Source organism: Clostridioides sp. ZZV14-6009, assembly GCF_020658095.1.
GTDB lineage: Bacteria > Bacillota > Clostridia > Peptostreptococcales > Peptostreptococcaceae > Clostridioides.
This window is the reverse complement of record NZ_JAGWDG010000003.1, coordinates 176,943-201,685: the sequence shown is the minus strand read 5'-3', so window position 1 is coordinate 201,685 and position 24,743 is coordinate 176,943. Positions and strand designations below refer to the sequence as shown.

The window sequence follows — 24,743 nt, the reverse complement described above, 5'->3', positions numbered from 1 at the left end:
GAATTGTATGCAAAAAGTAGAAGGAATTATTTTTGATATGGATGGAGTTTTGTTTGATTCAGAGAGAATATCTCTTGAATTTTGGATAGAGACATTTGAAAAGTATGGATATACTATGACTAAAGAAATATATACATCTGTTATGGGAAGAAATCGTAAAGGGATAATAGAAGGTCTTACTAAGATATACGATAGCTCTGTGCCAATAATAGATTTGTATGATGAGAAAACTAAAAATATGATTGAATTTATGGATAGAGAAGGAGCTCCTATTAAATTAGGAGTTAATGAATTAATATCTTTTTTAAAGAAAAATGGATATAAAATGGCAGTTGCAACATCTACAAAAAGAGAAAGAGCAGTTAAAAGATTGGCTAAGGCAAATTTAAAAGAATACTTTGATGCTATAGTTTGTGGAGATGATGTTGTAAATTCTAAACCAAATCCAGAAATATTCTTAAAAGCAGCTAAAAAGATAAATGTTAATCCAAAAAATTGCATTGTTATAGAGGATTCCCCTATGGGAGTAGAGGCTGCTTATAATGGTGGTATAAAATGTATAAACGTACCGGACTTAAAAGAGCCAGATGAACAAATTAAAGCACAATCACATAAGATACTTGAAAATTTATTGGAAGTTAGAGAATACCTGAAAAGTTTAGATTCTAAAGAATGTTGTAGCCTATAATATGAAATATTAAATCAAAGAATTTAAATTTAATTTCTTTGATTTAGAATAAATCCATGGATATGAGAAAAAATAATTATAAACAATTAGGAGGAATATTCATGGATAGTGTAGGTTCTCTATTATATTTTTTATTTAATTTTTTCTTGTATGGTTTTATAGGTTGGATAATTGAAAATTTATATAGTTATTTTACTCAAGGTCATTTTCAAGAAGATGGATTTTTAAATGGTCCATTTAAGCCAATGTATGCAATTGCAATGTCTATTATAATAGAGGTCTCAAGGTTTATTGACCCAAATAATATATTTGCATTGCTTTTACTATGTTTAGTAGTGCCAACAACAGTAGAGTATATCACAGGTATAATTATGAAGGTATATTTTAATAAAGTATATTGGGATTATTCAGACTATAAGTACAATAATAGAGGGATAATATGTGTAAAATTTTCTATGTACTGGATTATATTGACTTTTATTGGAGTAAGGTATCTTCAAGTGTATGTAGTTGATAATTTGTATAGTTTAATAATGCCTTATTGGCCAATTATAGCAACTATATTATTGATAGCATTGTTTGTGGATGAAATTTTTACTATAAAATTCTTGAGAGGAAATAGAGATATAATATAACTTTAGAAGTATAAGATAAGTTTAGATTGTAGTTAAAAGAAAGCTATGCTAAAATGTTGAAATCATTTAAAGTTAGCTTTCTTTTTTATTTGATGAAGTTAATATTTTAATAAGTTTCAAACGTTTATATAGAGTATTATTTATTATAGAGTATTACTTAGTTAAAATAAATTATAAAAAATAAGGAGTGTTTGAATGGTGAGTAAAATAAGATTTTGTATTATTGGTACAAGTAATATATCAAAACTATTTTTAAGAGCTGCATCTAGGGTTGAAGAGTTTGAACTGGTTGCTGTATATTCAAGAGATTTAGAAAAAGCTAAGGAATTTGGAAAGATACATGGGGCAAGTCTGTTTTTTGATGATTTAGAAACCATGGCTAAATCAGATGATATAGATGCTATATACATAGCTTCTCCAAACGCGATGCATTCAAAACAAGCTATTACCTGTTTAAAACACAAAAAACATGTGTTGTGTGAAAAATCATTAGCATCTAACTTAGAAGAAGTAAAATTAATGATAAAGGTTGCAAGGGACAATAATGTATTGCTTATGGAAGCTATGAGAATTACATATGTTCCAAATTTTAAAGCAGTTAAAGAAAATTTACATAAGATAGGTAAAATAAGAAGATTCTTTGGAAGCTATTGTCAGTATTCTTCAAGATATGATAAATATAAAAATGGAATTATAGAAAATGCATTTAAAAAAGAACTGTCAAATGGTTCATTGATGGATATTGGAGTGTACTGCATACACCCTATGGTGAATCTATTTGGCGCTCCAAAATGTGTAAAAGCATTTTCTCATATACTTCAAACTGGAGTAGATGGAGAAGGTTTAGCTATATTCCAATATGACGATATGGATGCAGTAGTTGAGTACTCTAAAATAGCTGATTCTTACATACCATCTGAGATACAAGGAGAAAAGGGAAGTATAATAATTGAAAAACTTAATCTGTTTGAAAAGGTAGTTATTAGATATAAAGATGGAACTGAAGAAGATATATCTATTTTAAAGGAAAAAGAAGAAGAGAAACCTAGAGAAATAGAAGGAATATACCATGAACTTATTGAGTTTACAACTCTTATAAATAATAACAAAATAGAGTCTGATATAAACTCACATGAAAATTCAAAGATAGTAATGGGGATTATGGATGAGATAAGAAGACAAGGGAAGATTGTTTATCCAGCTGACAGTCTGTAATTTATTTAAAAGCATATAATAATATATAGTATATGAGGTGGTAAATATGGAGAATATAAATTGGGCTATATTGGGTCCTGGAACTATTGCATCAGAATTTTCCAAGAGCATCAAAGGCTACAATAACTTATACAGATAGTGGAAGAGTTGAAACTCTAGAATATGGTGACACAAAAAAAGCTTTAAAGTATGAAATTGAATATGTTAACAATTGTATATCAAATAAAATAAAAGCAAATACTTTAGAATCATCTATAGATGTCATGAATTTAATGGATGAAATAAGAAAGCAATGGGGACTAAGATATACTTTTGAATAAATTTAATTTTAAAATAAGTTAAATTGTATACATAATTAAGTATTAAAATGTCAAATTATAAAAAGAAGAAAATCACTAAAAAGATTCCTTTTTCAGTTATTTTCTTCTTTTTTTTTACAAATTTGTAACAGAATAAAAAAAAGTTTTGGAGATTTTATTACAATTTTGTAGTTGAATATATATATTAAAACTAATATGATTAATAATAACATAAATTTGAATATTTTTAGAGGAGAGAAAATATGAGAAAATTGATATACTTTATTACACCATTTATAATAGGCGTAGTATTTTTATTTGGGTTAGACAAATTTCTTGATTCTAAAACTGATGAACTTTTGAGGGAGAAAAATCTACTTCCAATTATGGATGATACTTTAAGTGATATAAAGGATAAAGGTGTTACAGCAAATAATCATTTTTTAAGAGAAAAAGATATTATGATTTTGGGGTCATCAGAACTTAGTAATTCAACAAAACAACATCCAAAGTACTATTTTAATACGGATAGGAGTAAAGATAAGGTGTTTGCAATTGGTAGAGCTTATACTCAGACATTACAAGATGCTGCAGTGTTAGGAAGTATGAATCCTAATATTGATAATAAGAAGGTTGTCTTGTTAATTTCTATGCAATGGTTTATGGAAAAAGATGGAGTCACAAGTCACCATTATCAGTCTAGGTTTTCACCAATACAATTTTATCGTTTTTTAGATAATCCAAAGATATCTAAACAAAATAAGAATGAATATGTAAAAAAATCAAGTAAGCTTTTATGGGGTAGTGACGAATATAAGGCAGAAGCATTGTATGCCAAGCTATATGAACCTAAGACAGTGTATGAAAAAGCTGAGAAGGCGTTGTTAGAGCCTTATTTTCAAGGGAGAAAATACTGTATAGAGCTTAAAGAAAAAGGGATACTTTACAAGAAATTAATTAGGCTAGATAAACACAAAAAAGAAGGAAGAAAAAAACCTATAAATTGGTCACATGAGAAAAAGAAAGCTATTGAAGATGCTAAAAAGAGAGTAGGTAATAATCCTCTAAACATTGACAAGTATTATTACAATGAACATTTTAAAGATGGTCTAGAGCAATATAGAGGAAGAGATAAGGGTGTAAACTTAGTAACATCTAAGGAATTTGAAAGTTATAAGCTTTTATTAAATGTATGTAGGGACTTAGATATTAAACCAGTTGTTGTATTAATTCCAAGTATGGGCAAATTTTATGATTTAACTGGTATTTCTGAGAAAGAAAGAAATCAGTTTTATGATAAGGCGCAGAACATAGCAGAAAGTAAAGGCTTTGAAGTTATGAATCTTAAAGACAAAGGGACAGAAAAATATTATTTAAGAGATGTAATGCATCTTGGAACGAAAGGATGGGTAGATGTCTGTGAGAGATTATTTAAAATATTTAAAGAGCAATAAAGAATTAGTAACTAGTATTTGTTTAACTATGATTATAATATTGGCAATAGGTGTTTTAACATTTACACCATTTAAAGAGTTGCCATTTATTTATAATGGATTTTAAAGGAGAATTTTTATATGAAAATTATTGAAGGAATAAAAAAATATTCAAATACAGATAGAATAGCTTTGACATGTAATGGAGATAAACTTTCTTATAAAGATTTAAATGAATGTTCAGATGCTATATCAGTATTTCTAAAAAATGTATACAAAGAAGAAGATACTCCTATAGTAATCTATGGTAATAAAGAAAATATGATAATGGCGTGTATGATAGGAGCTTTAAAATCAGGTAGAGCGTATGTTCCTCTTGATATTAGCTTTCCATTAGATAGAGTTTTTGAAGTTACTAAGGAAGTAAAACCAAAGGTGTTGTTTAACTTTAGTGATGAAAAAGATTTTGGCGATATCAATATAATTGATAAGGATAAATTAAATGATATAATAAGTGAATATAAAGGAAAGTCATTAGATAAAGAAAACTGGGTAAAAGATGATGAAAATGCATATATACTATTTACATCAGGTAGTACAGGAAAGCCAAAAGGAGTTCAAATAAGCTCAAATAACTTAGATAGTTTTGTAGATTGGATAAGCCCATATTTAAATATAGATGGAAGTGAAAAAGTAATAATGAATCAAGCAGCATATTCTTTTGATCTTTCAGTGACAACAATATACCCTGGTCTTGTTCATGGAGCTACATTATTTTCAATATCAAAAGATGTGCTAGCAGATTATAAAGAGCTATTCAGACAATTTGGCGAGTCTAATATTGCAGTATGGGTATCAACTCCTTCTTTTGCAGGTGTATGTGTAACAGAAAAAGAGTTTAATAGTAAGATGCTTCCTAAGCTTGAATCAATGATATTTATAGGAGAAGCACTTTCAAAGAATCTTACTAAAGAGCTTATAAGTAGATTTCCAAATACAAGAGTTATCAATGGATATGGACCAACTGAAGCCACTGTTGGCGTAAGTGTAAATGACATGACTCAAGAAGCTATAGATGATGAAAAGAGTCTTCCAGTTGGATATCCTATGCAAAATTGTAAAATAAAAATACTTGATGAAAATGGAAATGAGCTGAAAGAAAATGAAAAAGGTGAGATTATAATAGTTGGACCATCAGTTTCCAAAGGTTACTTCAATAATAAAGAGAAGACTGATGAAGTATTTTTCTATGATGAAATAGATGGTGTAAAATGGAGAGCTTATAAAACTGGTGATATGGGATATCTCTTAGATGGAAATATATATTATTGTGGAAGAAAAGATTTTCAAATCAAGTTAAATGGATTTAGGATTGAAATAGAAGATATAGAAAATAATTTGAGAAAAGTTCATAATGTAAAAAATGCAGTAGTTTTACCAATATATAAGGATGAAAAAATTGCTTATTTAAAAGGTATTGTTGAGTTAAATGAGAAAAATGATTTAGGTAATATCAAAAATGGGATGATGATAAAAAAGGAACTAGGAAAGTATATACCTTCGTATATGATTCCAAGAAATATTGCAATAATTTCCGAGTTTCCAACAAATATCAATGGTAAAATAGACAGAAAGAAACTTATGGAGGAAATTTAATGATTTTTTCACAGTATGGAGATTATTTTTATCTTTACATATTATTATTAACATCAATACCAGCAGTGATTTTGGGCTTAATGGGTAAAAATATAAAGTATTATGGTATGTTGGCAAGTTTATTTATGATATTTTTGATTGTAGGAATAGATGTTCAATTTAAATACTTGTTGATATTTATCATTTTAGAAGTAATAATAGTCAAAGGATACGAATATGTAAGAAGAAAAACTAAAAATAAATATATATATTGGGGCTTTTTGTTTGCATCAATGCTTCCAATAATAATTAATAAAATATCTCCAGCTACATCTTTTGGATTGATTGGATTTATTGGAATATCATACTTAAATTTCAGGGCTATACAAATGGTTATTGAAATTTATGATGGTGCTATAAAAGAGGTTAAGATTTCAAATATGCTTTATTTTATGTTATTTTTTCCAACACTGAGTTCTGGACCTATTGACAGGTCAAGACGATTTGAACAGGATTTAGAGAAGGAAATATCTAGAAAAGAGTATATAGAAGAATACTTATTGCCTGGAATAAAAAACATTGTTATGGGAGTAGGTTATAAATTTGTTATAGCATTTTTGATAAATACATATTGGGTGTCAATAATACCTAAAGATATGAGGTTTATAAATGTTTTAAGTTATATGTATGCATATAGTTTATACCTGTTCTTTGATTTTGCAGGATACAGTTTATTTGCTATAGGGACAGGATATATATTTGGAATACAAGTACCTATAAACTTTGATAAACCATTTATAAGTAAAGATATGAAAGAGTTTTGGACAAGATGGCATATAAGTCTTTCAAGATGGTTTGGAGATTATATTTTTTCAAGATTTGTTATGTCTTCAATGAGAAAGAAAAGATTTAAGAAAAGAACTACTGCTGCTCATGTAGCTCAGATGATAACAATGATAACAATGGGATTTTGGCATGGACTAACTTGGTTTTACATTGCTTATGGTGTGTATCAAGGCTTAGCACTTGTCTTAACTGATATATATCAGAGAAAATCTAAATTTTATAAGAAGCATAAAAAAGAAAAATGGTTTGAGAGAGTTCAAATTTTCATTACATTCCATATTGTATGTTTTGGATTATTGATATTCTCAGGATATTTAGCTTAATTTTAAGGAGGCAAATTTATGCAGGAAACAGTTATAGAAATATTTGAAGATGTATTAGGAACTGATGAGATAAGAGATGATTTAGACCTTAACTTATTTGAAACAGAGCTTTTAGACTCATTAGCTATAATTGAAGTTTTACTTGAGATTGAAAATAGACTTGGAATAGAACTTCAACCAACTGATTTAGAAAGAAAAGATATGTCTACTGTAAATAATTTAGTAAAATTCTTAGAGACAAGAAAATAAATTAATGACTAAATGTTTAATTATTAATTTACATAATAAAAGATTATAAAGTCCATCTAATATTGATATTTGATGGATTTTTTTATTGTAAAGAGATATAACTTAGTTGTGTAAATATATAAAATAGTGAAAAATTTAAAGTATGAATGAAAGATTGCATGCTATATAAATTAATAGTAATATCTATTGTAAGATATACTATCTTTAATTGAGTGAAATATCTTTTGTCATAGATTAGAATTACTTTATGAACGTAGATGTTAATTATAATTTTATAAAAGTAGAATACATATTTAGGAGGGGAACTTAATTGTCTTTAAATTCAATAGATAGAAAAAAAGAAATATTAGAACTGTTAGATGCAAAAGGAAAGGTAAATACTAAAGAATTAGTAAAAAAACTAGAAGTATCATCAGAAACAATAAGAAGGTATTTGGAAGAATTAGAAAGTGAAAATAAGTTGAAGAAGGTTTATGGTGGTGCTGTAAAAATAAATTATGGAGTAATTGAGCCAGAACATATAAAAAGAAATAGTACTAATTTAGAAAAGAAACAAAGTATTGCTAAGTATGCAGCTAAATTTGTGAATGATAATGAATCAATTGTAATAGATGAAGGGACTACTAATTTACAAATTGTGGATTACATAGTTTCTGTAAAAAATCTAAAGGTTATTACTAGTTCCTATCCTGTGCTATCAAAGTTGATTTCATATGAAAACCAAGGCATATTTGATGGAGAGGTTATATTTATTGGTGGTAAAGTAAATTTAAAACATCAAAGAACAGCATGTCAAATGTCAATAGATGCTATGAAAAACTTATATGTAGATAAAGCATTTATATCTAGTGAAGGTGTAATTGATAGCTTTGGAATTAGTAGCATAGACCAAAATAAAGCATTATTGTCAAAAGAGTATATAAGAAATTCAAAGGAAAGTTTTGTATTATGTGATAGTTCTAAGATTGGAATTGTCAGTATGTACAAGATAGCTGATTTGAATGAATTAGATTTTGTTATTTGTGACGCAGAACCTCCAAGTGAATGGAAAGATAAATTAAATGAATCAAATATAACATGGATAGAAGCAAAATAGAAGTAATAAATTTATAAAATTTAACAAATTCATATGTTTAACCTAGAAATAAGATTACAAATTTTAATTTTTTTTGTAGAGTTTTAGTGGAATTTTTATATTAGATATTAAAAACAAACAGAATCAATTAAAAACAACTAAAAACATAAATTTAATATACATTTAACCTAAATATGATGTATAATTAACATAAAAAAGTTATACTTTAAAAGTAAAAACAACTAAAAACACAAAAATTCTAACTGAAAATCTATGGAGGTTATAAATATGAAAAAGTTATATGGAGAAAAAATAAAGGCAGTAGTATTTGACTGGGCTGGAACAACAGTAGATTATGGATGTTTTGCACCTCTTAATGTATTTATAGAGATATTTAAAAGAAGAGGTATAGATGTAACAATGGAAGAAGCAAGAAAACCTATGGGGAAATTAAAAATAGACCATATAAGAGAAATGTGTGAAATGGATAGGATAAAAAATATTTGGGTAGAGAATTTTGGAGGATTTCCAACAGAGGAAGATGTAAACAAACTTTATGCTGAATTTGAACCTATGTTATTTGAAACTCTAGAAGAGTATACAACTCCAATTCCTCATGTTGTTGAAACTATTGAGAAATTAAGAAAAAATGGATTAAAAATAGGTTCTACAACAGGTTATACAAGAGAAATGATGAATATAGTTGAACCAAATGCAGCTAAAAAGGGATATTCGCCAGATTTTCTTGTAACACCATCAGAAGTATCTCAAGGAAGACCATATCCTTGGATGTGTTATAAAAATGCTGAAGCTTTGGGCGTATCTCCAATGAGTGCCATGGTAAAAGTAGGAGATACATTAAGTGATGTAAAAGAAGGTATAAATGCAGGAATGTGGAGTGTTGCTGTAATAAAAGGTTCAAGTGAATTAGGTCTTACACAAGAAGAAGTAGAAAATATGGATAAAGAAGAATTAAAAATTAAGATGGAAGCAGTTTCAAAGAAGTTTAAAGAAGCAGGAGCACATTTTGTTATAGAAACTATGGCAGAATTAGAAGATGTTTTAGTAAAAATAGAAAATGAAACAATTAAATCAGATTTTGTACCAGAAAATGATTATATATTACTTACACCAGGACCATTATCTACTACTAAATCAGTAAGAGCATCTATGTTAAAAGATTTGTGTACATGGGATGTTGAGTATAATGATTTGGTACAAGATGTTAGAAGAAGATTAGTGTCTTTAGCTACAAAGAATACAGAAAAATACACAAGTGTATTAATGCAAGGTAGTGGTACTTTCTCAGTGGAAGCTACAATAGGAAGCACTATTCCAAAGAATGGCAAACTTCTTGTAATTGCAAATGGAGCATATGGAAAGAGAATGAAGGATATATGCAGTTATTTAAATATAGAATATGTTGATTGTACATTTAGTGATGTAGAAGCAGTTGACCTAAATAGAGTGGAAAATTTATTGAAAGAAAATAAAGATATTACACATATATCAATGGTTCATTGTGAAACTACTACAGGTAGATTAAATCCTATAAAAGATGTAGGTAAACTTGCAAAAGAATATAATAAGGTTTACATAGTTGATGCAATGAGTAGTTTTGGTGGAATTGAAATTGATGTTGAAGACTTTAATATAGATTTTCTAGTGAGTAGTTCTAATAAATGTATACAAGGAGTTCCAGGATTTGGTTTTATAATAGCTAACAGAGACGAATTAGCTAAATGCAAGGGAATTGCTAAATCTTTATCTCTTGATGTATACGCTCAGTGGGAAACTATGGAGAATAATAATGGTAAATGGAGATTTACTTCTCCTACACATGTTGTAAGAGCTTTTTATCAAGCATTACTAGAGCTAGAAGAAGAAGGTTCTGTCGAAAAAAGATATGCTAGATATAAAGAAAATCAATTTACAATATCTTCAAGATTAAAATCTCTAGGGTTTGATACATTGGTGAATGATGATGCTCAATCACCTGTAATAACAACTTTCCTATATCCTAAGAATGCAAAATTTGAATTTATGGAATTCTACACTTATTTAAAAGAAAATGGATTTGTTATTTATCCAGGTAAATTGACTGACATAGATACATTTAGAATAGGAAGTATAGGAGAAGTGTATCCGAAAGATATGGATAGACTGGCTGATGTAATCGAGAAATTTATCAACATGTAGATTATAGAAGTTCATTGGTAGATTATAAAGTTTAGAGAGTTACGAGACAAATATATATAAATAGTTAAATAATAGAGGAGTATTTTATTTGAATTGGAAATCTAAGAAAGAAGAATTAATAGTTCATATAAAATATCTTCTCTATTATTTTTTTTATTTATCTGTCTTTAAAGGAGCATTGTTTTATTCATCAAGATTGTTATACTTGACAACGTAACAATGTTTTGTTATATTATATTCAAGAACAAAATAAGTTATTGAAAGGAAATCATTATGGATGGAGAATTACGTTCACTAAATTTTAATGGAATGGGAAAATGTAAAGGCGGAATTTTTGATGAAGTTAATATAGCAGGTACAGGAAAAATAGATGGAAATATAAAATGTAATAAATTTGATTCTTCAGGTTCGGCAAAAGTGATTGGAACAACAGAATGTAATGAATTTTTTACAGCAGGATTGAGTAAAATTGAAGGCAATATATTGGCATCACAAGTGACAATATTTGGATTTCTTAAATGTACTGGAGACATAAAATCAAGTAAAGTTAAATCTGGAGGAATTATCAATGTTGGAGGAAACTTAAAGTCAGATATTATTAGCGGAGAAGGATGTCTAAAAATCAATAAGAGCATAGAATGTGAAAGTGTTGACTTAAGTGGAATTTTGGATTGTGATGGATTTTTAAATTGTGAAGAGCTTAAGATAAGTTTGCATGGAACTTCTAATTTAAACGAAGTTGGTGCAAGCAGTGTAAATATAAAAAAGGGACATGGTGATTATTGTAAAAGATTTTATAGAGCCGAAAAAAAGAGTGGGGATTTTGAAAAAGTATCTTCTAATCTTAGAAATCTAGGTCTACTATCAGTTAAAAAATACACAGAAAGTAGATTATTAGCAAATGTTATAGAAGCAGATGAAATCAGCTTAGAAAATAGTGAAGTTAAAATTGTAAGAGGTAAAAATGTTAAAATAGGTAAAGGATGTTATATTGAGAGTTTGGAGTATAGTGAAAGTATAGATATTGATGAAAGCTCAATAGTTATTGAAATAAAGAATGTAAATGGAAAAGTAAATCTAAATAATGAAAAAGTAAATCTAAATAAAGATAAGTAATATTTATGTTTAAAATAAAATTTAGAATGAGGTAATAATATGGAAAATGGATCTATAAAAATACTTGGAGAAGGATTTATCAATAGTGGAGAATATGAAAGTATAAACATTATGGGAAGTGCTAGGTCAAAAGGAAATATCAAATGTAATGAAGTAAAGGTATTTGGAGATGTAAAGTTTGATGGAGACATTAGTATAAAAAACTTTGTAGTAAATGGAAAGGCTACTATAAAAGGTAATCTTAAAGCTGAACGTGTAAGAGTTAATGGGCAACTTAGTATAGATGGAGATGCAGAAGTAGATGACTTGATTATAACTGCTCAACAGAAAATTAATGGAAACTTAAAGTGTAATAATGTTACAGTAAAAGGTCAATTAATTGTAAGTGAAAGTATTTATGCACAGGATATAAAAGTTTATGGTGAAATGAAAAATAAAGAAAATATAGAATGTGAAGATATAAAGGTTCATGGAGCAATAAAATGTGATGGTCTTTTAAATGGAGAAAACATATATATCTATTCAGGAGGAGGCTCTTATTGTAAAGAGATAGGAGCAACTAATATAGAAATAGGTAGAAGTAAAGATATTTTTACATTTGGAATTAAATTTATTAACATTTTTTCAGGCAAATTTAAATGCAATTTGATAGAGGGAGATACTATTGAATTAGAAGATGTTTCAATAAAAGATATACGAGGAAAAAGCATATCTTTAGTAAGCAATTGTGATGTTGAAAATATTGAATACAGTGATAAGTTGTTAGTTTCAGATAATTCGAGTGTAAAAAACAGTACAAAGGTGGGCTAGAAAAATTATGGAAGAATTGATATCTAAGAAAGATTTATTAAGCAAAACTAATATATCTTATGGGCAGCTATATAGATGGAAAAGAAAAAATATAATACCAGAAGAATGGTTTATAAAAAAATCAGCTTTTACAGGTCAAGAGACTTTTTTTCCAAGAGATAAAATACTAGAAAGAATAGAGTTAATACTATCTATGAAAGAAGAAACATCTCTTGATGATATTGCAAACATGTTTACAAAAAAAGATACCAATAAAGAGTTTGATATTGACTTTATTTTTGAGAAGGAAGCTATATGTAAATATACAAAAGAAATATTTCAAAATTTGTATAAAAAAGAGCAGAGTATAGGTAAAAAAGAATTACTTATATTGAGCATAATAGAGAAATTTTTAGTTAAATCCACAATAACATTTGAAGAATTAAAATTGATAGTCAATATAATAGAAGAAAATTTTAAATCAATATACAATGAAAATGGAAGAATTTATTTGTTTAGAAAGTTTGGTGTTCCATTTGTAATAGGATGCTTGGATTATAAACAAGTGAAATTTGAAAAGGATGTAGTTAAAATTATTGAAATTGACTTAATGAAAGAAATAAATGATATAAGTATTAAGTTATCATAGTAGGTTATTGTAAATTACTTATTATAAGTAGATATAGATAGATTATAGTTTCTGAGAAATTACAAAATGAACCATATTGAATTATTATAAATTATAGAAAGAGTATAGTTACAATAATCTCTATGGTTCATTTTATTATTCAAATAATTTAATATTTATAAAATTGGTTAGTATCAATATAATAAATTGCTTAAATACAGTAGATTATTTTTATTTATTCAAATAATGAATTTTTAAAGTCTAAGAAATACCCTTGTGGATGAAGACAAACAGGGCAAGCTTTTGGAGCTTCCTTACCAATATGAATATGTCCACAGTTTGTACATATCCATTGGATATCTTCATTTCTTCTAAATAAAGTACCTTCTTCTAAATCAGTAGCATATCTACCAAATCTATCACCATGAACTTTTTCTATTTCAGCTATATTTTCAAATAATTTAGCTATAGCTTCAAAACCTTCTTCACGTGCTGTTTTTCCAAAGTTTTTATATACATCATCCCACTCTTGAAGCTCATTATGTTGTGCAGCTTTAAGGTGTTGAGCTGTCTTATCATATAAATCTACAGGATATGCTCCTGATATACTTATATTTTCTCCAGCAAATTCTTTTAATTTAGTAAAAAATTGTTTTGCATGTGACTTTTCTTGGTCAGCAGTATAATTAAATAAAGATTCTATTATATATAATCCTTCTTTTTTTGCTACAGATGCAGAAATATTATATCTATTTCTAGCCTGGCTTTCACCTGCAAAAGCTCTTAATAAATTTTCTTTAGTTTTACTGTCTTTTAAATTCATATTATACCTCTCTATTAACAATAAATTTTTACAATATTTGATTCTTTTTATTTATTATTCCAAGACGAGATATAATTATGCTCAATTTAGTCAGCATTTTTGAAATTATTATTGATTTTTTTTAAGATTCTAAGGAATTCTTGCTTTTCCTTTTCTGTAATGTTACAGTAGGCTGTTTCTTTAACTTGCGATGAAATACTATTGAATGTATCCTCTATTAGCATTGCTTTTTCTGTAAGTTTTATATATGTAATACGCTTATCACTATCGCACTTTTGTCTTTCTATATATCCGAGGTTTATAAGTTTATTAACTAATACTGTAACAGTAGATTTGTCTTTTCCTATTTTAGTTGCAATTTCTTTCATTGTAAGTATTCCATTATTTTCATAAAGTGCAGTGAGTATATTTCCATGTGTAGGCAACAATTCATTTAAACCATTTTTATTGAGTCTATTTTCAATGAATTTAAGCATATTAGCTTTTGTTTTACTTATAAAATGTATGATATATTTATCTTCCATAAATTAATCTCCAATCTTTAAATTATTTGAAGTGCTTTGAAATAAAAAGCAGTTTGACATAAAACTATTTTTCAACTATAATTAGTTTAACATAAAACTAAATGTATTGGGAGGAAATTTATGAGTAAAAATTTTAAATCACTATATATTACAGAAGAAGAAGGAAGTTTTAAGAGAAATATAATAGAAAGAGATATAGATGCACTACCAGAAGGAGATGTTCTAATAAAAGTAAGATATTCTTCATTAAATTACAAGGATGCACTTTCAGCAAATGGAAATAAGGGTGTCACTAGAAAATATCCTCATACTCCAGGAATAGATGCATCTGGTGTAGTAGAATTTAGTAGTTGTGATGATTTTAAAGTTGGGGATGAAGTTTTAGTAACAGGTTATGATTTAGGTATGAATACATCTGGAGGTTTTTCAGAATATATAAGAGTTCCTTCTAATTGGGTTGTCAAACTTCCAAATAATCTTTCTTTAAAAGAAGCAATGGATTATGGTACAGCAGGATTTACAGCAGCTTTATCTGTATATAAATTTGTAAATACTGTAGACAAAGATATGGGATATGTACTAGTTACTGGTGGTACTGGAGGAGTTGCTGTGATTGCAACTAAAATATTAGTTAAATTAGGCTATTCAGTTGTGGTTTCAACAGGAAAATTGGAAGAACAAAAAGAAACATTATTAAAGCTAGGAGTTAAAGATGTTATACATAGATCAGAAGTAGATGATAATTCAGGGAGACCTCTACTTAGACCAAGATGGGCTGGAGTAATAGATACAGTAGGAGGAAATACTTTATCAACAGCAATAAAGACAACTAATTATTGTGGAGCAGTTACAACATGTGGTAATGCAGGTGGAATTGATTTTACAAGTTCAGTATATCCATTTATATTAAAAGGTGTTACTTTATATGGTATAGATTCTGTAGAATGCCCAATGAATTTAAGATTAAAAATATGGGATTTATTATCAAATGAATGGAAGCTAGAAGATTTAGATGACATGGTATCTGTAGTATCATTAAATGAATTGAGTAAGAGTATAGATTCAATAATAGAAGGAAAGCATGTAGGAAGAACAGTAGTTGATTTAGGTTTGTAGTTAAGGTTAGGTTTATAGTTAAGTTAACTAATGTTGAATATATAATTGATTTTTAATATATAGTTAAATAAGTTTTAATGTAAAACTATAATATCAAATCATAAAATAAAAAATGAGATGTCTTAAATTTATTTTATTTAAGAGTATCTCATTTTAATTTTTATGTAAAAAACTTATGTAAAGCTTTTGGATAAAAAGACTATTCGTGAACAATTAATTCAAATACATCAGGTCTTGAATAGTGACCTTCTGAATCAAAATCTAGTCTACTAAGAACTATTTGTTCTAAATCTAAATCAGCTATTAATACTTCTTCTTTATTGAAAACAGGACCTGCTACATATTTTCCAAAAGGGTCAACTATACAACTTCCACCTGGACACATAATCTCTGGTTCTGCATCAAGTTCTCTATAATAGTTAAGGTCAGTTGGGTACATATTTTTTTCAACATATTGATTGCATCCAATAACGAAGCATCTTCCTTCTAAAGCAATATGTTTCATAGTTGATTGCCACTCTTCTCTTGAATCAGCAGTAGGAGCTATATAAAGTTTTACACCTTTAGCATAAAGAGCTGTTCTAGCTAATGGCATATAGTTTTCCCAACAAATTAATGAACCCATTTTTCCATATGGAGTATCAACAACTGTAAGAGTGCTTCCATCACCTTCACCCCAAATGCATCTTTCTGTTCCTGTAGGTTTAAGCTTTCTATGTTTACCAATAAGTTTACCTTCTGGTGAGAAAAATAAGTTTGTGCAATAAAGAGTGCAATTTATATCGTTTCCATCTCTTTCTGTTATTCCCATTGATAGATATACCCCTGCTTCTTGGGCCGCTTTTCCTAATAAATCTGTTGTAGCACTAGGTACTGGTACAGAATTATCATAGTATCTTTTCCAATCTTCTCTACCTTTCATTGTTCTACTTCCAACAACAAATCCAAATGAAAGTCCTCTTGGATATGCAGGTATAAATGCTTCTGGGAAAACTACTATATTTGCCCCTTTTCTACCAGCTTCTTTAATTAATTCTAATGCTTTTTCAACAGTTTTATCTAAGTCCATTATAATTGGTGATGCCTGAACAACGGCAATTCTTACATTTTTATTTTCTTTGTTCATAAAAACCTCCTAAAAAATATTTGAATTTGTTGATTTCAACAGATTACATCAAGTTTTATTTGAGAAAAAAGTATCTTATCTTGTAAATAATGATGCAACTGTATATTTAAAATGATACATCATGATTTAGCAAATTACAATTATACAAAAAAATAATTCATGCTAAGTATCTTCTTCTATAAGCATATAATAATTCTTTATATTAATTATAATGACTATTAAATTATCATATTTATAATGAATAGTATTTATTTCTTGGTGAACAATAATTAAAAATGAGATTTTCATATATTAATATATGAAAAAATAAGCTTAATGAAATACGAATAATTAATTAGAAAACAATAAAATAAATTTATCAAAATAGAGCAGGATGAAAAAGGAAATAAAACTGTAAAAAATATAAAGTATTTATATAAATTTATAGAGTTTATACATCAGTTTAAGGAGAATTTTATGAAAGAAAAAATTTATTATAATGGAAATATCATTACAATGGAAGATTCAATATGTGGAGATGCTATTCTTATAAAAGATAAAATAATAAAAAAAATAGGAACAAAAGAAGAAATTTTAGTTTTAAAAAATGATGAAACAGAAGTCATAGATTTACAGGGAAAAACATTGATGCCTTCCTTTATAGATTCACACAGTCATTTGACAGCTTTTGCTACTACACTAAGATTAGTTCCTTTAGAAGATGCAACTAGCTTTAAAGATATAGTAAAGAAAATACAAGATTTTAAAGATTCAAAGGATATAAAAAAGGGTGAATGGATAATTGGGTTTTCCTATGATAACAATTTTTTAGAAGAAAATATGCATCCAGATAAAGATTTATTAGATAGTGCGTCTTTAGAAAACCCAATACTAATTTCACACGCTTCTGGTCATATGGGAGTTGCAAATACTTTAGGATTAAAAAAATTAGGTGTTACTCATGAAACACAAGACCCAGAAGGAGGACATATAGGCAGAGTCAAAGGGAGTAAAGAGCCAAATGGATATTTGGAGGAAAATGCATTTTTTAAAGTATCCTCTAAAATAAAACAACCATCATTAGATGAAATTTGTAATCTAATTGAAAAAGTACAAGATATTTACTTAAGTTATGGTATTACAACAGCGCAAGAAGGATTAATGGCAGATAATCAATTTAATCTTTTAAAATTAATGTCAAATCAAAATAGACTAAAAATGGATATTGTAGGATATATAGATTTAAAAAATAGTAAATCTGTGAAAGATGATAATAAAAATTTTGTAAAGAAATATGTAAATAGATTTAAAATAGGAGGATATAAGATATTTTTGGATGGTTCTCCTCAAGGAAAGACAGCATGGTTAACGAAACCATATGAAAATTCAGAAGATGGTTATTGTGGGTATCCTATATATAAAGATGAGGAAGTAGAGAAACTTATAAAAATTTCAGTAGAAGAAAAAATGCAACTTTTAACTCATTGTAATGGAGATGCAGCAGCAGACCAACTAATAAATTCATTTGAAAAAGTTATAAAGGAAAAAAATATCAAAGATGATATGAGACCTGTGATGATACATGCTCAAACTGTAAGAGAAGACCAAGTTGATGAAATGAAAAAAATAAACATGATACCATCATATTTTGTAGCTCACACATACTACTGGGGAGATATTCATATTAAAAATCTTGGAGAAGGTAGAGCATTCAAGATTAGTCCTCTTAAAACAACTATAGAAAAAGGTTTGATTTATACTTTACATCAAGATACACCTGTAATAGCACCTAATATGCTTGAAACAATATGGTGTGCGGTTAATAGAATTACAAAAAAAGGAGTATTGATAGGTGAAAATGAAAAGATAAGCCCATTGGAAGCTTTAAAGGGTGTTACTATAAATGCGGCATATCAATATTTTGAAGAAGATAAAAAGGGTTCAATCAAAGAAGGTAAACTAGCTAATTTAATAATACTAGATGAAAATCCACTTACAGTTGACCCTCTTAAAATAAAAGATATTAAAGTTTTACAAACAATAGTAGAAGGGGAAGTATTATATTCATTAAAATAGATATGAATTATATTATTTTAGAGATTGTGTAAAAATATTGCGTAAAAAAATATTATGTAAAAATAAAATCTAATCTAATAAAATAGGTAGAATTAATAATATTATATATGACTGAATGGTTAGCTTATTAGGTCTAAAGGGTCATTGCCATAATTTTATTAATTCTACCTTGAAAATTTATATTTTTAGGACACTACTATGTAGATTACCTTACTTTCAACTTCATTTGGATTTCCCCACTTATGTCTCATACCAAAAGGTATTTTTACACTATCACCTTCATTTAATTCAAATATATCATCTTCCAAACTAAGCTCAACACTTCCTTTAAGTATATAAGCAACTTCGTCTCCAGAATGCCCATTTTTTTCTACATAAAGTCAATTTTCTGCCTATACTTGAATTACTAATTAAAATCCTCCTATTCTAAAATCTGACAAAGAGTATATAAAGAATTATATCATAAGGTAAAAAAATTTATATAAAAATTGATAACTATATAAGATTGATAAAGAAAAAGTCAAAATAGATAATTGATTGCTAAAATTAGTATAATTATAATGAAAGTAAAAGTAAGGTTAATGATAAAAAGTTAAATAATATTAATTTAATTAAATATAATTTGACAATATGTAAAAAAGTGAGTAAAATATAACTAAATAAAAATAATAGGTTCGGATAAGACAGAAAAAGATTTCTTAACCTTAAGCAAATATACTATTATCAAAGTTAACTGAGATTAAGAGATAACATCCAATCTTAAAGTATTGAGGAGGAAAAAATGCTTGATATAAAAAGAATAAGGGAAAACTTAGATTGTATAAGGAAAGCAATGGAAAGAAGGGGTGAAAAAGCCTTTAATCTTGATGAAGTAGTTAAGTTAGATGATGAAAGAAGAAAAATTCTTCAAGAAGTTGAGGTTATGAAAAATGAGTTAAATATTGCATCTAAAAATATACCAAATCTTATAAAAGAAGGTAAAGATGTAGAAGATGAAAAAGCTAAACTAAAAGAGTTATCTGACAAGATTAAAGTTATAGACCAAAATCTTAAAGATGTAGAGGACAAGATGGAATATTTGTTAATGAGAATTCCAAATGTACCACATCCAGAAGTACCACAAGGGGAAACTGATGAAGATAATGTTGAAGTGAGAACTTGGGGTAAGACGACTAGCTTTGATTTTAAATCTAAAGCTCATTGGGAAATAGGAACTGAGTTAGGTATACTTGATTTTGAAACAGCTGGGAAAATAACTGGTTCAAGATTCACTCTTTATAAGGGATTAGGAGCTAGATTAGAAAGGGCATTATTAAATTTTTATCTAGATACAAATACAACAGTAAATGGATACACAGAAATTATTCCACCATTTATGGCAAATAGAAATAGTTTTTTGGGTACAGGACAACTACCTAAGTTTGAAGAGGATATGTTCAAGATAGAAGGATTAGATTACTTTTTAATTCCAACATCAGAAGTTCCATTAACTAATATACATGCTAATGAAATACTTAAGTTTGAGCAATTACCAATAAATTATACTGCATATACTCCTTGTTTTAGGTCAGAAGCTGGTTCTGCTGGAAGGGATACAAGAGGTTTGGTAAGACAACATCAATTTAATAAAGTAGAAATGGTAAAAATAGTAGCACCAGAAGAATCTTACAATGAATTAGAAAAATTAACTAATAATGCTGAGACTATGCTACAATTATTAAATTTACCATATAGAGTAGTAAAAATATGTACAGGTGACTTAGGTTTTACAGCTTCTTTTAAATATGATGTAGAAGTTTGGATGCCAAGCTACAACAGATATGTTGAAATTTCATCTTGTTCAAACTGTGAAGATTTTCAAGCTAGAAGAGCTGGAATAAGATTTAAAAGAGATAAAAATTCTAAAGCCGAATATGCACATACATTAAATGGTTCTGGATTGGCTATTGGAAGAAGTGTAGCGGCTATATTGGAAAATTACCAACAAGCGGATGGTTCTGTAATAGTTCCAGAAGTTTTAAGACCATATATGGGTGTTTCTATTATTAAATAATAATTGAAATATATATTTTTAAATAATAAAGTAAGCTATAAATAATTAAAAAAATAATAATTAATATAATAATGTGTACAAACTAATGAATATTGATATAGTATAGCTATCATATGAAAGAGTATGTGCACATTTTTATTTACTAATTTATTTAAAGATAAATGAATATAAATAATCTATAAACAGAAAGGGTTTTTTTATGAAAATTCAAAATACTGAGTGGGGATATATTGAATGGAAACATAGTTATGATGAGAATAACCCAAAACAAGCTATGAATATATATATTGCAGTGACTATGCCAGGTAAAAAACATTTTAATCATGTTCATTATGGGCAAGAACAGATGATATATATTTTAGAAGGAGAGGGATTGTATATTATAAATGGAGTTTGGAAGCCATTTTCCCAAGGTATGATTTTTTATATAGAATCTGGTAGCACACATGAGTCTATAAATACAGGAGATAGACCAATAAAAGAGCTTATTGTTTCCAATAATGTAGATGATGTAGGAGAGAGTGAAGTTATAGATATTAATCCTAATAATTATTTGAAGAAGACTTTAATAAATTATAGCGAAAGTACTTTAAATTTGTATGCGGCTGTAGAATCAATTCGTGGTCAATTTATAGACCCATTTAGAATTCCATTGATTATATATGATGATTCATGGAATATAGTTTTAAAAAATCCTTATTTTCCACTATTTTGTTTTGAAAAATGTAATCCTATGAAATTTCCTCAAAATTGTGATTGTATGAATCAAAAAAGTAGCAACCAATTTGTATGTAAGTATGGGATAACTATATATAATATACCTATATTATACAAAAATAATAGTATAGGTGTTATAAGAGGAGGATATGTATTATTATCTGATTTAAATTTAGATACAACACATAGTAATTTATATGATATACCAGAAGGTGCTGCTAGAAGTATAAAACGTCTTTTGAAACAAATATCTAAAAACATAATAAATTTTTGTTCATTTAATGATATAAGAAAGGATTTACAGGAAAAAGAGAAAACTATTGCAAGAACATATCACTATGGAGAACAACTTGAAATGAATTTAAAGGTAGCTCAAGATATGGTTACTAACTTAAGAATAAATCATCATTTTTTATTTAATACTCTAAATTCAATGGCAAGCATAGCACTTGATGATGGTAGTTATGATTTGTATAGTGCAATAATAGATTTATCAAAAATGTTTAGATATACAATGAGGTCTGATTTACGATTTGTAGAATTAGAATCTGAAATATTATATATTAAAAATTATTTGAATTTACAGAAATTGCGTTATGGAGATGAACTTAAAGTAAAGTACCTTATTCCAAGGAAGCTATATAACCTTTCTGTACCTTTTAACTTTATGCAACCTATTGTAGAGAATGCATTTACACATGGGTTTAGAGATATTGATTCAAAAAAGAGAATAGAAATAATTGCTAGAGTAGATTCCCAGTATGCTATTATAGAAATTCATAATAATGGAACTATCTTAGAAGAAAATAGTATAGACAAAATAAAGGCAGGTATTCGTAGTAATAATGGTCATGGTTTGTCTCTAATATATACAAAATTTACATCTGCTTATGGAAATAATTTTGATATGGATATAAAGTCAAGTGATAATGAGGGGACTTACATAATGATTAAAATTCCTATTGAAAATTATAAGGAGTATGTATAGAACTTATATAAAATTAATAAGTTTTATAAATATTAAGAAATATATTAGATGTTTTTATGTTGTTTTATATATCTTGCTTTTTTATATTATTAAGCTAAAAGGGAGGAATTCTCATGAGAAGAGCACTAATAATAGATGATGAAGAAGCTGTTCTAAAAATAATAACACACTTTATAGAAATGAAAGATATGCCAATAAAAATTGTTGATAAAGCAACATCCGGCGATGAAGCAGTAGAGAAAATAATTGATTTAGAGCCAGACATAGTTTTTATAGATATTCAAATGCCAATATACAATGGGTTAGAAGTAATAGAAAAAACATCTTACCTATCTAAAAAAATAAATTTTGTAGTAATAACTGCTTTTGACTATTTTGAATATGCTCAAAAAGCTTTGAGATTAAATGTGAAAGATATACTCCTTAAACCATTAGATATGAAAGAATTTACTAAGTCTGTAGAAAAGATTATCGGATATCAATATACTAATAATGATTTATTAAATGAAATACTGGAATATATAAATCTAAATTATAGTGATGACTTAAAGTTAAATGATTGTGCTAAATTATTTTTAACCAATCCATCTAATATATCTAGGATTTTTAAAAGTAATTTGAATACGACTTTTATATCATATCTAAATCATATAAGAATAGAAAAATCTATTGATTTACTTGAAAATACTACAAAAAGTATAAATGAGATTGCAGAAATAGTTGGATATAATAGTCTGAATAACTTCTATAAAAACTTTAAGATAGAAAAAGGAGTAACTCCAAAAGTTTATAAATTGAATACTAAAAATCGAAATTGATAAATAAAAAGTCAATATAGATAATTGTTTGAATATGTCTGAGTAAGTATACTTTAATTATAATAAAAATTAAAGCGCTTTAAATATATTTAATAATATTAAACCTTATAAAAGCTGTACCTATTTATATAAAAAAATATATATAAATAAAAATAAAAAGATATAAAAATAAAAAAAGTAAGTCAAATACTATTCTAAAAAGACAGAATTTTCATTTAATTTATTTTGAATTTATATTTGTTAAAGAAGGTAACTTTATAATGGAGGTAATTTAATATGTCAGACAAAGTCAATGTGAAAAATATTATCTGTATTGCGGGTGCTTATTTAGCAACAGCAATTGGTTCTGGATTTGCTACTGGTCAAGAAATACTCCAATTTTTTGCCTCACAAGGGTATATGGGGCTGATTGGGGCGTTAATATCAATGGTGTTATTTTCATTTCTTGGTGCTGAAGTTATAACTAGAGGTAGAGAATTAAAACTTAAAGAACCAACAAGAATTTACACTTTTTATTGTGGGAAGATTTTAGGAAAATTTTACGAATGGTTTAGTCCAATATTTTTATTTGGGATTCTTATAGTAATGATTTCAGGTGCAGGCTCAACTTTAACTGAATATTATGGTATAAATCCTTATTTTGGAAGAGTGTTGATGGCTGTTGCTACCTTGATTACAGTATCTATGGGTCTAGAAAAATTAGTAAGTATACTTGGTCGTATTGGACCAGTGATAGCAGTATTTACAATTGCTGTTGGATTAATAAGCTTATTTAAGCATTTTGATGGTTTATCTATGGTTGGAGAAGCTATGAAAAATATTGAAGTTACAAAAGCATCAGAAAGTCCAATCATTTCAGGTGTAATATATAATACATTAAATATTATTGTAATGATTGTCTTTTTAACAGGAATGGGAGCTTCTATTGAAAGTAAAAAGGATGCTTTCTGGGGAGGTTTATTAGGTGGAGTTGTATTTATGACTGCTGGTATAGTTATGTATTTGGCTATGATTTCAGATATAGGAAACTTGTACATGAAAGAAATACCATCACTTTATTTAGCGGATAATATAGCTCCTATTATAGGTGTATGTTTCTCAGTTGCACTTATATTAGGTATTTATACAACAGCTGTTCCACTTTTATGGTCTGTAACTAATAGAATTGTTGAAGATGAGCATCCTAAATTTAAATTGGTAACAACAGTAATAGCTATTTTAGCTTGTATAGGTGGATTTTTACCATTTGGTAAACTAGTAAATATTTTATATCCATATACAGGTTATATGGGACTTTTAATTTTAGTTTGTATGGTATATAAAGCAATTACATGTAGACAGAAATCAACACAAAGTCAGGAATAGAGCCACTTATTAATATTTTCTAGTTAAA

23 protein-coding genes and 1 pseudogene are annotated in these 24,743 nt (G+C 27.4%); 20 read left to right on the top strand and 4 right to left on the bottom strand.

Annotation, left to right across the window (positions count from 1 at the left end):
• The first annotated feature begins 7 nt into the window (after positions 1–7).
• The 14 genes from KGF36_RS06950 to KGF36_RS06885 all read left to right on the top strand — a co-directional run bounded on the left by KGF36_RS06950 (position 8) and on the right by KGF36_RS06885 (position 13,151).
• The gene (locus KGF36_RS06950; protein WP_227827636.1) at positions 8–688 is read left to right on the top strand and encodes an HAD family hydrolase; all 681 of its coding nucleotides are present in this window, start codon (positions 8–10) and stop codon (positions 686–688) included.
• Positions 689–789: 101 nt separating this feature from the next.
• Entirely contained in the window at positions 790–1,323 is a 534-nt protein-coding gene (locus KGF36_RS06945) for a putative ABC transporter permease (protein ID WP_227842553.1), read from the top strand.
• A 195-nt stretch (positions 1,324–1,518) separates the two neighbouring features.
• Positions 1,519–2,538 (top strand): Gfo/Idh/MocA family protein, encoded by a 1,020-nt coding sequence (locus KGF36_RS06940; RefSeq protein WP_227827634.1) that lies wholly within the window; start codon positions 1,519–1,521, stop codon positions 2,536–2,538.
• A gap of 86 nt (positions 2,539–2,624) precedes the next feature.
• Entirely contained in the window at positions 2,625–2,858 is a 234-nt protein-coding gene (locus tag KGF36_RS06935; protein WP_227850228.1) for a hypothetical protein, read from the top strand.
• Between the two features lie 242 nt (positions 2,859–3,100).
• Positions 3,101–4,291, top strand: a complete 1,191-nt coding sequence (dltD, locus tag KGF36_RS06930) for a D-alanyl-lipoteichoic acid biosynthesis protein DltD (RefSeq protein WP_227854645.1) — start codon at positions 3,101–3,103, stop codon at positions 4,289–4,291.
• The gene (locus KGF36_RS06925) at positions 4,257–4,397 is read left to right on the top strand and encodes a hypothetical protein (protein WP_227434522.1); all 141 of its coding nucleotides are present in this window, start codon (positions 4,257–4,259) and stop codon (positions 4,395–4,397) included. Before dltD ends, KGF36_RS06925 begins: the two co-directional genes overlap by 35 nt.
• Positions 4,398–4,411: 14 nt before the next feature.
• The gene (locus tag KGF36_RS06920; RefSeq protein WP_227850226.1) at positions 4,412–5,926 is read left to right on the top strand and encodes a D-alanine--poly(phosphoribitol) ligase; all 1,515 of its coding nucleotides are present in this window, start codon (positions 4,412–4,414) and stop codon (positions 5,924–5,926) included.
• On the top strand, positions 5,926–7,074 hold the full coding sequence (dltB, locus tag KGF36_RS06915; RefSeq protein WP_227850225.1) for a D-alanyl-lipoteichoic acid biosynthesis protein DltB: 1,149 nt from the start codon (positions 5,926–5,928) through the stop codon (positions 7,072–7,074). The genes KGF36_RS06920 and dltB overlap by 1 nt, the downstream gene beginning before the upstream one ends.
• An 18-nt stretch (positions 7,075–7,092) precedes the next feature.
• Positions 7,093–7,323 carry a D-alanine--poly(phosphoribitol) ligase subunit DltC gene (gene dltC / locus KGF36_RS06910; protein WP_227434367.1) on the top strand — a complete coding sequence of 77 codons (231 nt, stop codon included), beginning with the start codon at positions 7,093–7,095 and terminating at the stop codon, positions 7,321–7,323.
• Positions 7,324–7,633: 310 nt separating this feature from the next.
• Positions 7,634–8,419 (top strand): DeoR/GlpR family DNA-binding transcription regulator, encoded by a 786-nt coding sequence (locus tag KGF36_RS06905; RefSeq protein ID WP_227839578.1) that lies wholly within the window; start codon positions 7,634–7,636, stop codon positions 8,417–8,419.
• A 267-nt stretch (positions 8,420–8,686) separates the two neighbouring features.
• Positions 8,687–10,597, top strand: a complete 1,911-nt coding sequence (gene phnW / locus KGF36_RS20380) for a 2-aminoethylphosphonate--pyruvate transaminase (protein WP_227854644.1) — start codon at positions 8,687–8,689, stop codon at positions 10,595–10,597.
• Between the two features lie 273 nt (positions 10,598–10,870).
• Positions 10,871–11,713, top strand: coding sequence for a hypothetical protein (locus KGF36_RS06895; protein ID WP_227827627.1), 843 nt, complete (start codon positions 10,871–10,873; stop codon positions 11,711–11,713).
• 39 nt (positions 11,714–11,752) lie between these two features.
• Complete coding sequence (locus KGF36_RS06890; protein ID WP_227827626.1) at positions 11,753–12,523, top strand: polymer-forming cytoskeletal protein; 771 nt, start codon at positions 11,753–11,755, stop codon at positions 12,521–12,523.
• Positions 12,524–12,530: 7 nt separating this feature from the next.
• A complete protein-coding gene (locus KGF36_RS06885; RefSeq protein WP_227842557.1) occupies positions 12,531–13,151 on the top strand; it encodes a YhbD family protein in 621 nt (206 codons plus the stop codon).
• A 214-nt stretch (positions 13,152–13,365) separates the two neighbouring features.
• Here the strand turns inward: KGF36_RS06885 and rbr are convergent, their stop codons facing one another.
• The gene (gene rbr, locus KGF36_RS06880) at positions 13,366–13,953 is read right to left on the bottom strand and encodes a rubrerythrin (protein WP_227434375.1); all 588 of its coding nucleotides are present in this window, start codon (positions 13,951–13,953) and stop codon (positions 13,366–13,368) included.
• Positions 13,954–14,039: 86 nt separating this feature from the next.
• Entirely contained in the window at positions 14,040–14,477 is a 438-nt protein-coding gene (locus KGF36_RS06875; protein WP_227827624.1) for a MarR family winged helix-turn-helix transcriptional regulator, read from the bottom strand.
• A 120-nt stretch (positions 14,478–14,597) separates the two neighbouring features.
• On the opposite strand from KGF36_RS06875, the gene KGF36_RS06870 reads away from it, so the two are divergent.
• Complete coding sequence (locus KGF36_RS06870; protein ID WP_227854643.1) at positions 14,598–15,593, top strand: YhdH/YhfP family quinone oxidoreductase; 996 nt, start codon at positions 14,598–14,600, stop codon at positions 15,591–15,593.
• A 199-nt stretch (positions 15,594–15,792) separates the two neighbouring features.
• Here KGF36_RS06870 and KGF36_RS06865 read toward each other — a convergent pair whose 3' ends face one another.
• Positions 15,793–16,719: a carbon-nitrogen hydrolase family protein gene (locus KGF36_RS06865; RefSeq protein ID WP_227827622.1), complete on the bottom strand. Its 927-nt coding sequence runs from the start codon at positions 16,717–16,719 to the stop codon at positions 15,793–15,795.
• Between the two features lie 456 nt (positions 16,720–17,175).
• Here KGF36_RS06865 and KGF36_RS06860 point away from each other — a divergent pair, with 456 nt between their 5' ends.
• Positions 17,176–18,774, top strand: a complete 1,599-nt coding sequence (locus KGF36_RS06860; RefSeq protein WP_227827621.1) for an amidohydrolase — start codon at positions 17,176–17,178, stop codon at positions 18,772–18,774.
• A 185-nt stretch (positions 18,775–18,959) separates the two neighbouring features.
• On the opposite strand, the pseudogene KGF36_RS06855 reads toward KGF36_RS06860, so the two are convergent.
• A pseudogene (locus KGF36_RS06855) lies at positions 18,960–19,124 on the bottom strand (cupin domain-containing protein); the annotation flags it as partial.
• A 431-nt stretch (positions 19,125–19,555) separates the two neighbouring features.
• Here KGF36_RS06855 and serS point away from each other — a divergent pair.
• The 4 genes from serS (at position 19,556) to KGF36_RS06835 (ending at position 24,715) form a co-directional block, all read left to right on the top strand.
• On the top strand, positions 19,556–20,827 hold the full coding sequence (serS, locus tag KGF36_RS06850) for a serine--tRNA ligase (protein ID WP_227827620.1): 1,272 nt from the start codon (positions 19,556–19,558) through the stop codon (positions 20,825–20,827).
• Positions 20,828–21,026: 199 nt separating this feature from the next.
• Positions 21,027–22,532 carry a histidine kinase gene (locus tag KGF36_RS06845; RefSeq protein ID WP_227827619.1) on the top strand — a complete coding sequence of 502 codons (1,506 nt, stop codon included), beginning with the start codon at positions 21,027–21,029 and terminating at the stop codon, positions 22,530–22,532.
• Between the two features lie 113 nt (positions 22,533–22,645).
• Complete coding sequence (locus KGF36_RS06840) at positions 22,646–23,350, top strand: response regulator transcription factor (RefSeq protein ID WP_227827618.1); 705 nt, start codon at positions 22,646–22,648, stop codon at positions 23,348–23,350.
• Positions 23,351–23,626: 276 nt separating this feature from the next.
• Positions 23,627–24,715, top strand: a complete 1,089-nt coding sequence (locus KGF36_RS06835) for a hypothetical protein (RefSeq protein ID WP_227827617.1) — start codon at positions 23,627–23,629, stop codon at positions 24,713–24,715.
• The last annotated feature ends 28 nt before the right edge of the window (positions 24,716–24,743 follow it).

Excerpts from the sequence above, each read along its gene's own strand:
- KGF36_RS06950 (WP_227827636.1), top strand. The coding sequence starts at position 8 with ATGCAAAAAGTAGAAGGAATTATTTTTGATATGGATGGAGTTTTGTTT.
- KGF36_RS06945 (WP_227842553.1), top strand. The coding sequence starts at position 790 with ATGGATAGTGTAGGTTCTCTATTATATTTTTTATTTAATTTTTTCTTG.
- KGF36_RS06940 (WP_227827634.1), top strand. The coding sequence starts at position 1,519 with ATGGTGAGTAAAATAAGATTTTGTATTATTGGTACAAGTAATATATCA.
- dltD (WP_227854645.1), top strand. The coding sequence starts at position 3,101 with ATGAGAAAATTGATATACTTTATTACACCATTTATAATAGGCGTAGTA.
- KGF36_RS06920 (WP_227850226.1), top strand. The coding sequence starts at position 4,412 with ATGAAAATTATTGAAGGAATAAAAAAATATTCAAATACAGATAGAATA.
- dltB (WP_227850225.1), top strand. The coding sequence starts at position 5,926 with ATGATTTTTTCACAGTATGGAGATTATTTTTATCTTTACATATTATTA.
- dltC (WP_227434367.1), top strand. The coding sequence starts at position 7,093 with ATGCAGGAAACAGTTATAGAAATATTTGAAGATGTATTAGGAACTGAT.
- phnW (WP_227854644.1), top strand. The coding sequence starts at position 8,687 with ATGAAAAAGTTATATGGAGAAAAAATAAAGGCAGTAGTATTTGACTGG.
- KGF36_RS06895 (WP_227827627.1), top strand. The coding sequence starts at position 10,871 with ATGGATGGAGAATTACGTTCACTAAATTTTAATGGAATGGGAAAATGT.
- KGF36_RS06890 (WP_227827626.1), top strand. The coding sequence starts at position 11,753 with ATGGAAAATGGATCTATAAAAATACTTGGAGAAGGATTTATCAATAGT.
- KGF36_RS06885 (WP_227842557.1), top strand. The coding sequence starts at position 12,531 with ATGGAAGAATTGATATCTAAGAAAGATTTATTAAGCAAAACTAATATA.
- rbr (WP_227434375.1), bottom strand. The coding sequence starts at position 13,953 with ATGAATTTAAAAGACAGTAAAACTAAAGAAAATTTATTAAGAGCTTTT.
- KGF36_RS06875 (WP_227827624.1), bottom strand. The coding sequence starts at position 14,477 with ATGGAAGATAAATATATCATACATTTTATAAGTAAAACAAAAGCTAAT.
- KGF36_RS06870 (WP_227854643.1), top strand. The coding sequence starts at position 14,598 with ATGAGTAAAAATTTTAAATCACTATATATTACAGAAGAAGAAGGAAGT.
- KGF36_RS06865 (WP_227827622.1), bottom strand. The coding sequence starts at position 16,719 with ATGAACAAAGAAAATAAAAATGTAAGAATTGCCGTTGTTCAGGCATCA.
- KGF36_RS06860 (WP_227827621.1), top strand. The coding sequence starts at position 17,176 with ATGAAAGAAAAAATTTATTATAATGGAAATATCATTACAATGGAAGAT.
- serS (WP_227827620.1), top strand. The coding sequence starts at position 19,556 with ATGCTTGATATAAAAAGAATAAGGGAAAACTTAGATTGTATAAGGAAA.
- KGF36_RS06845 (WP_227827619.1), top strand. The coding sequence starts at position 21,027 with ATGAAAATTCAAAATACTGAGTGGGGATATATTGAATGGAAACATAGT.
- KGF36_RS06840 (WP_227827618.1), top strand. The coding sequence starts at position 22,646 with ATGAGAAGAGCACTAATAATAGATGATGAAGAAGCTGTTCTAAAAATA.
- KGF36_RS06835 (WP_227827617.1), top strand. The coding sequence starts at position 23,627 with ATGTCAGACAAAGTCAATGTGAAAAATATTATCTGTATTGCGGGTGCT.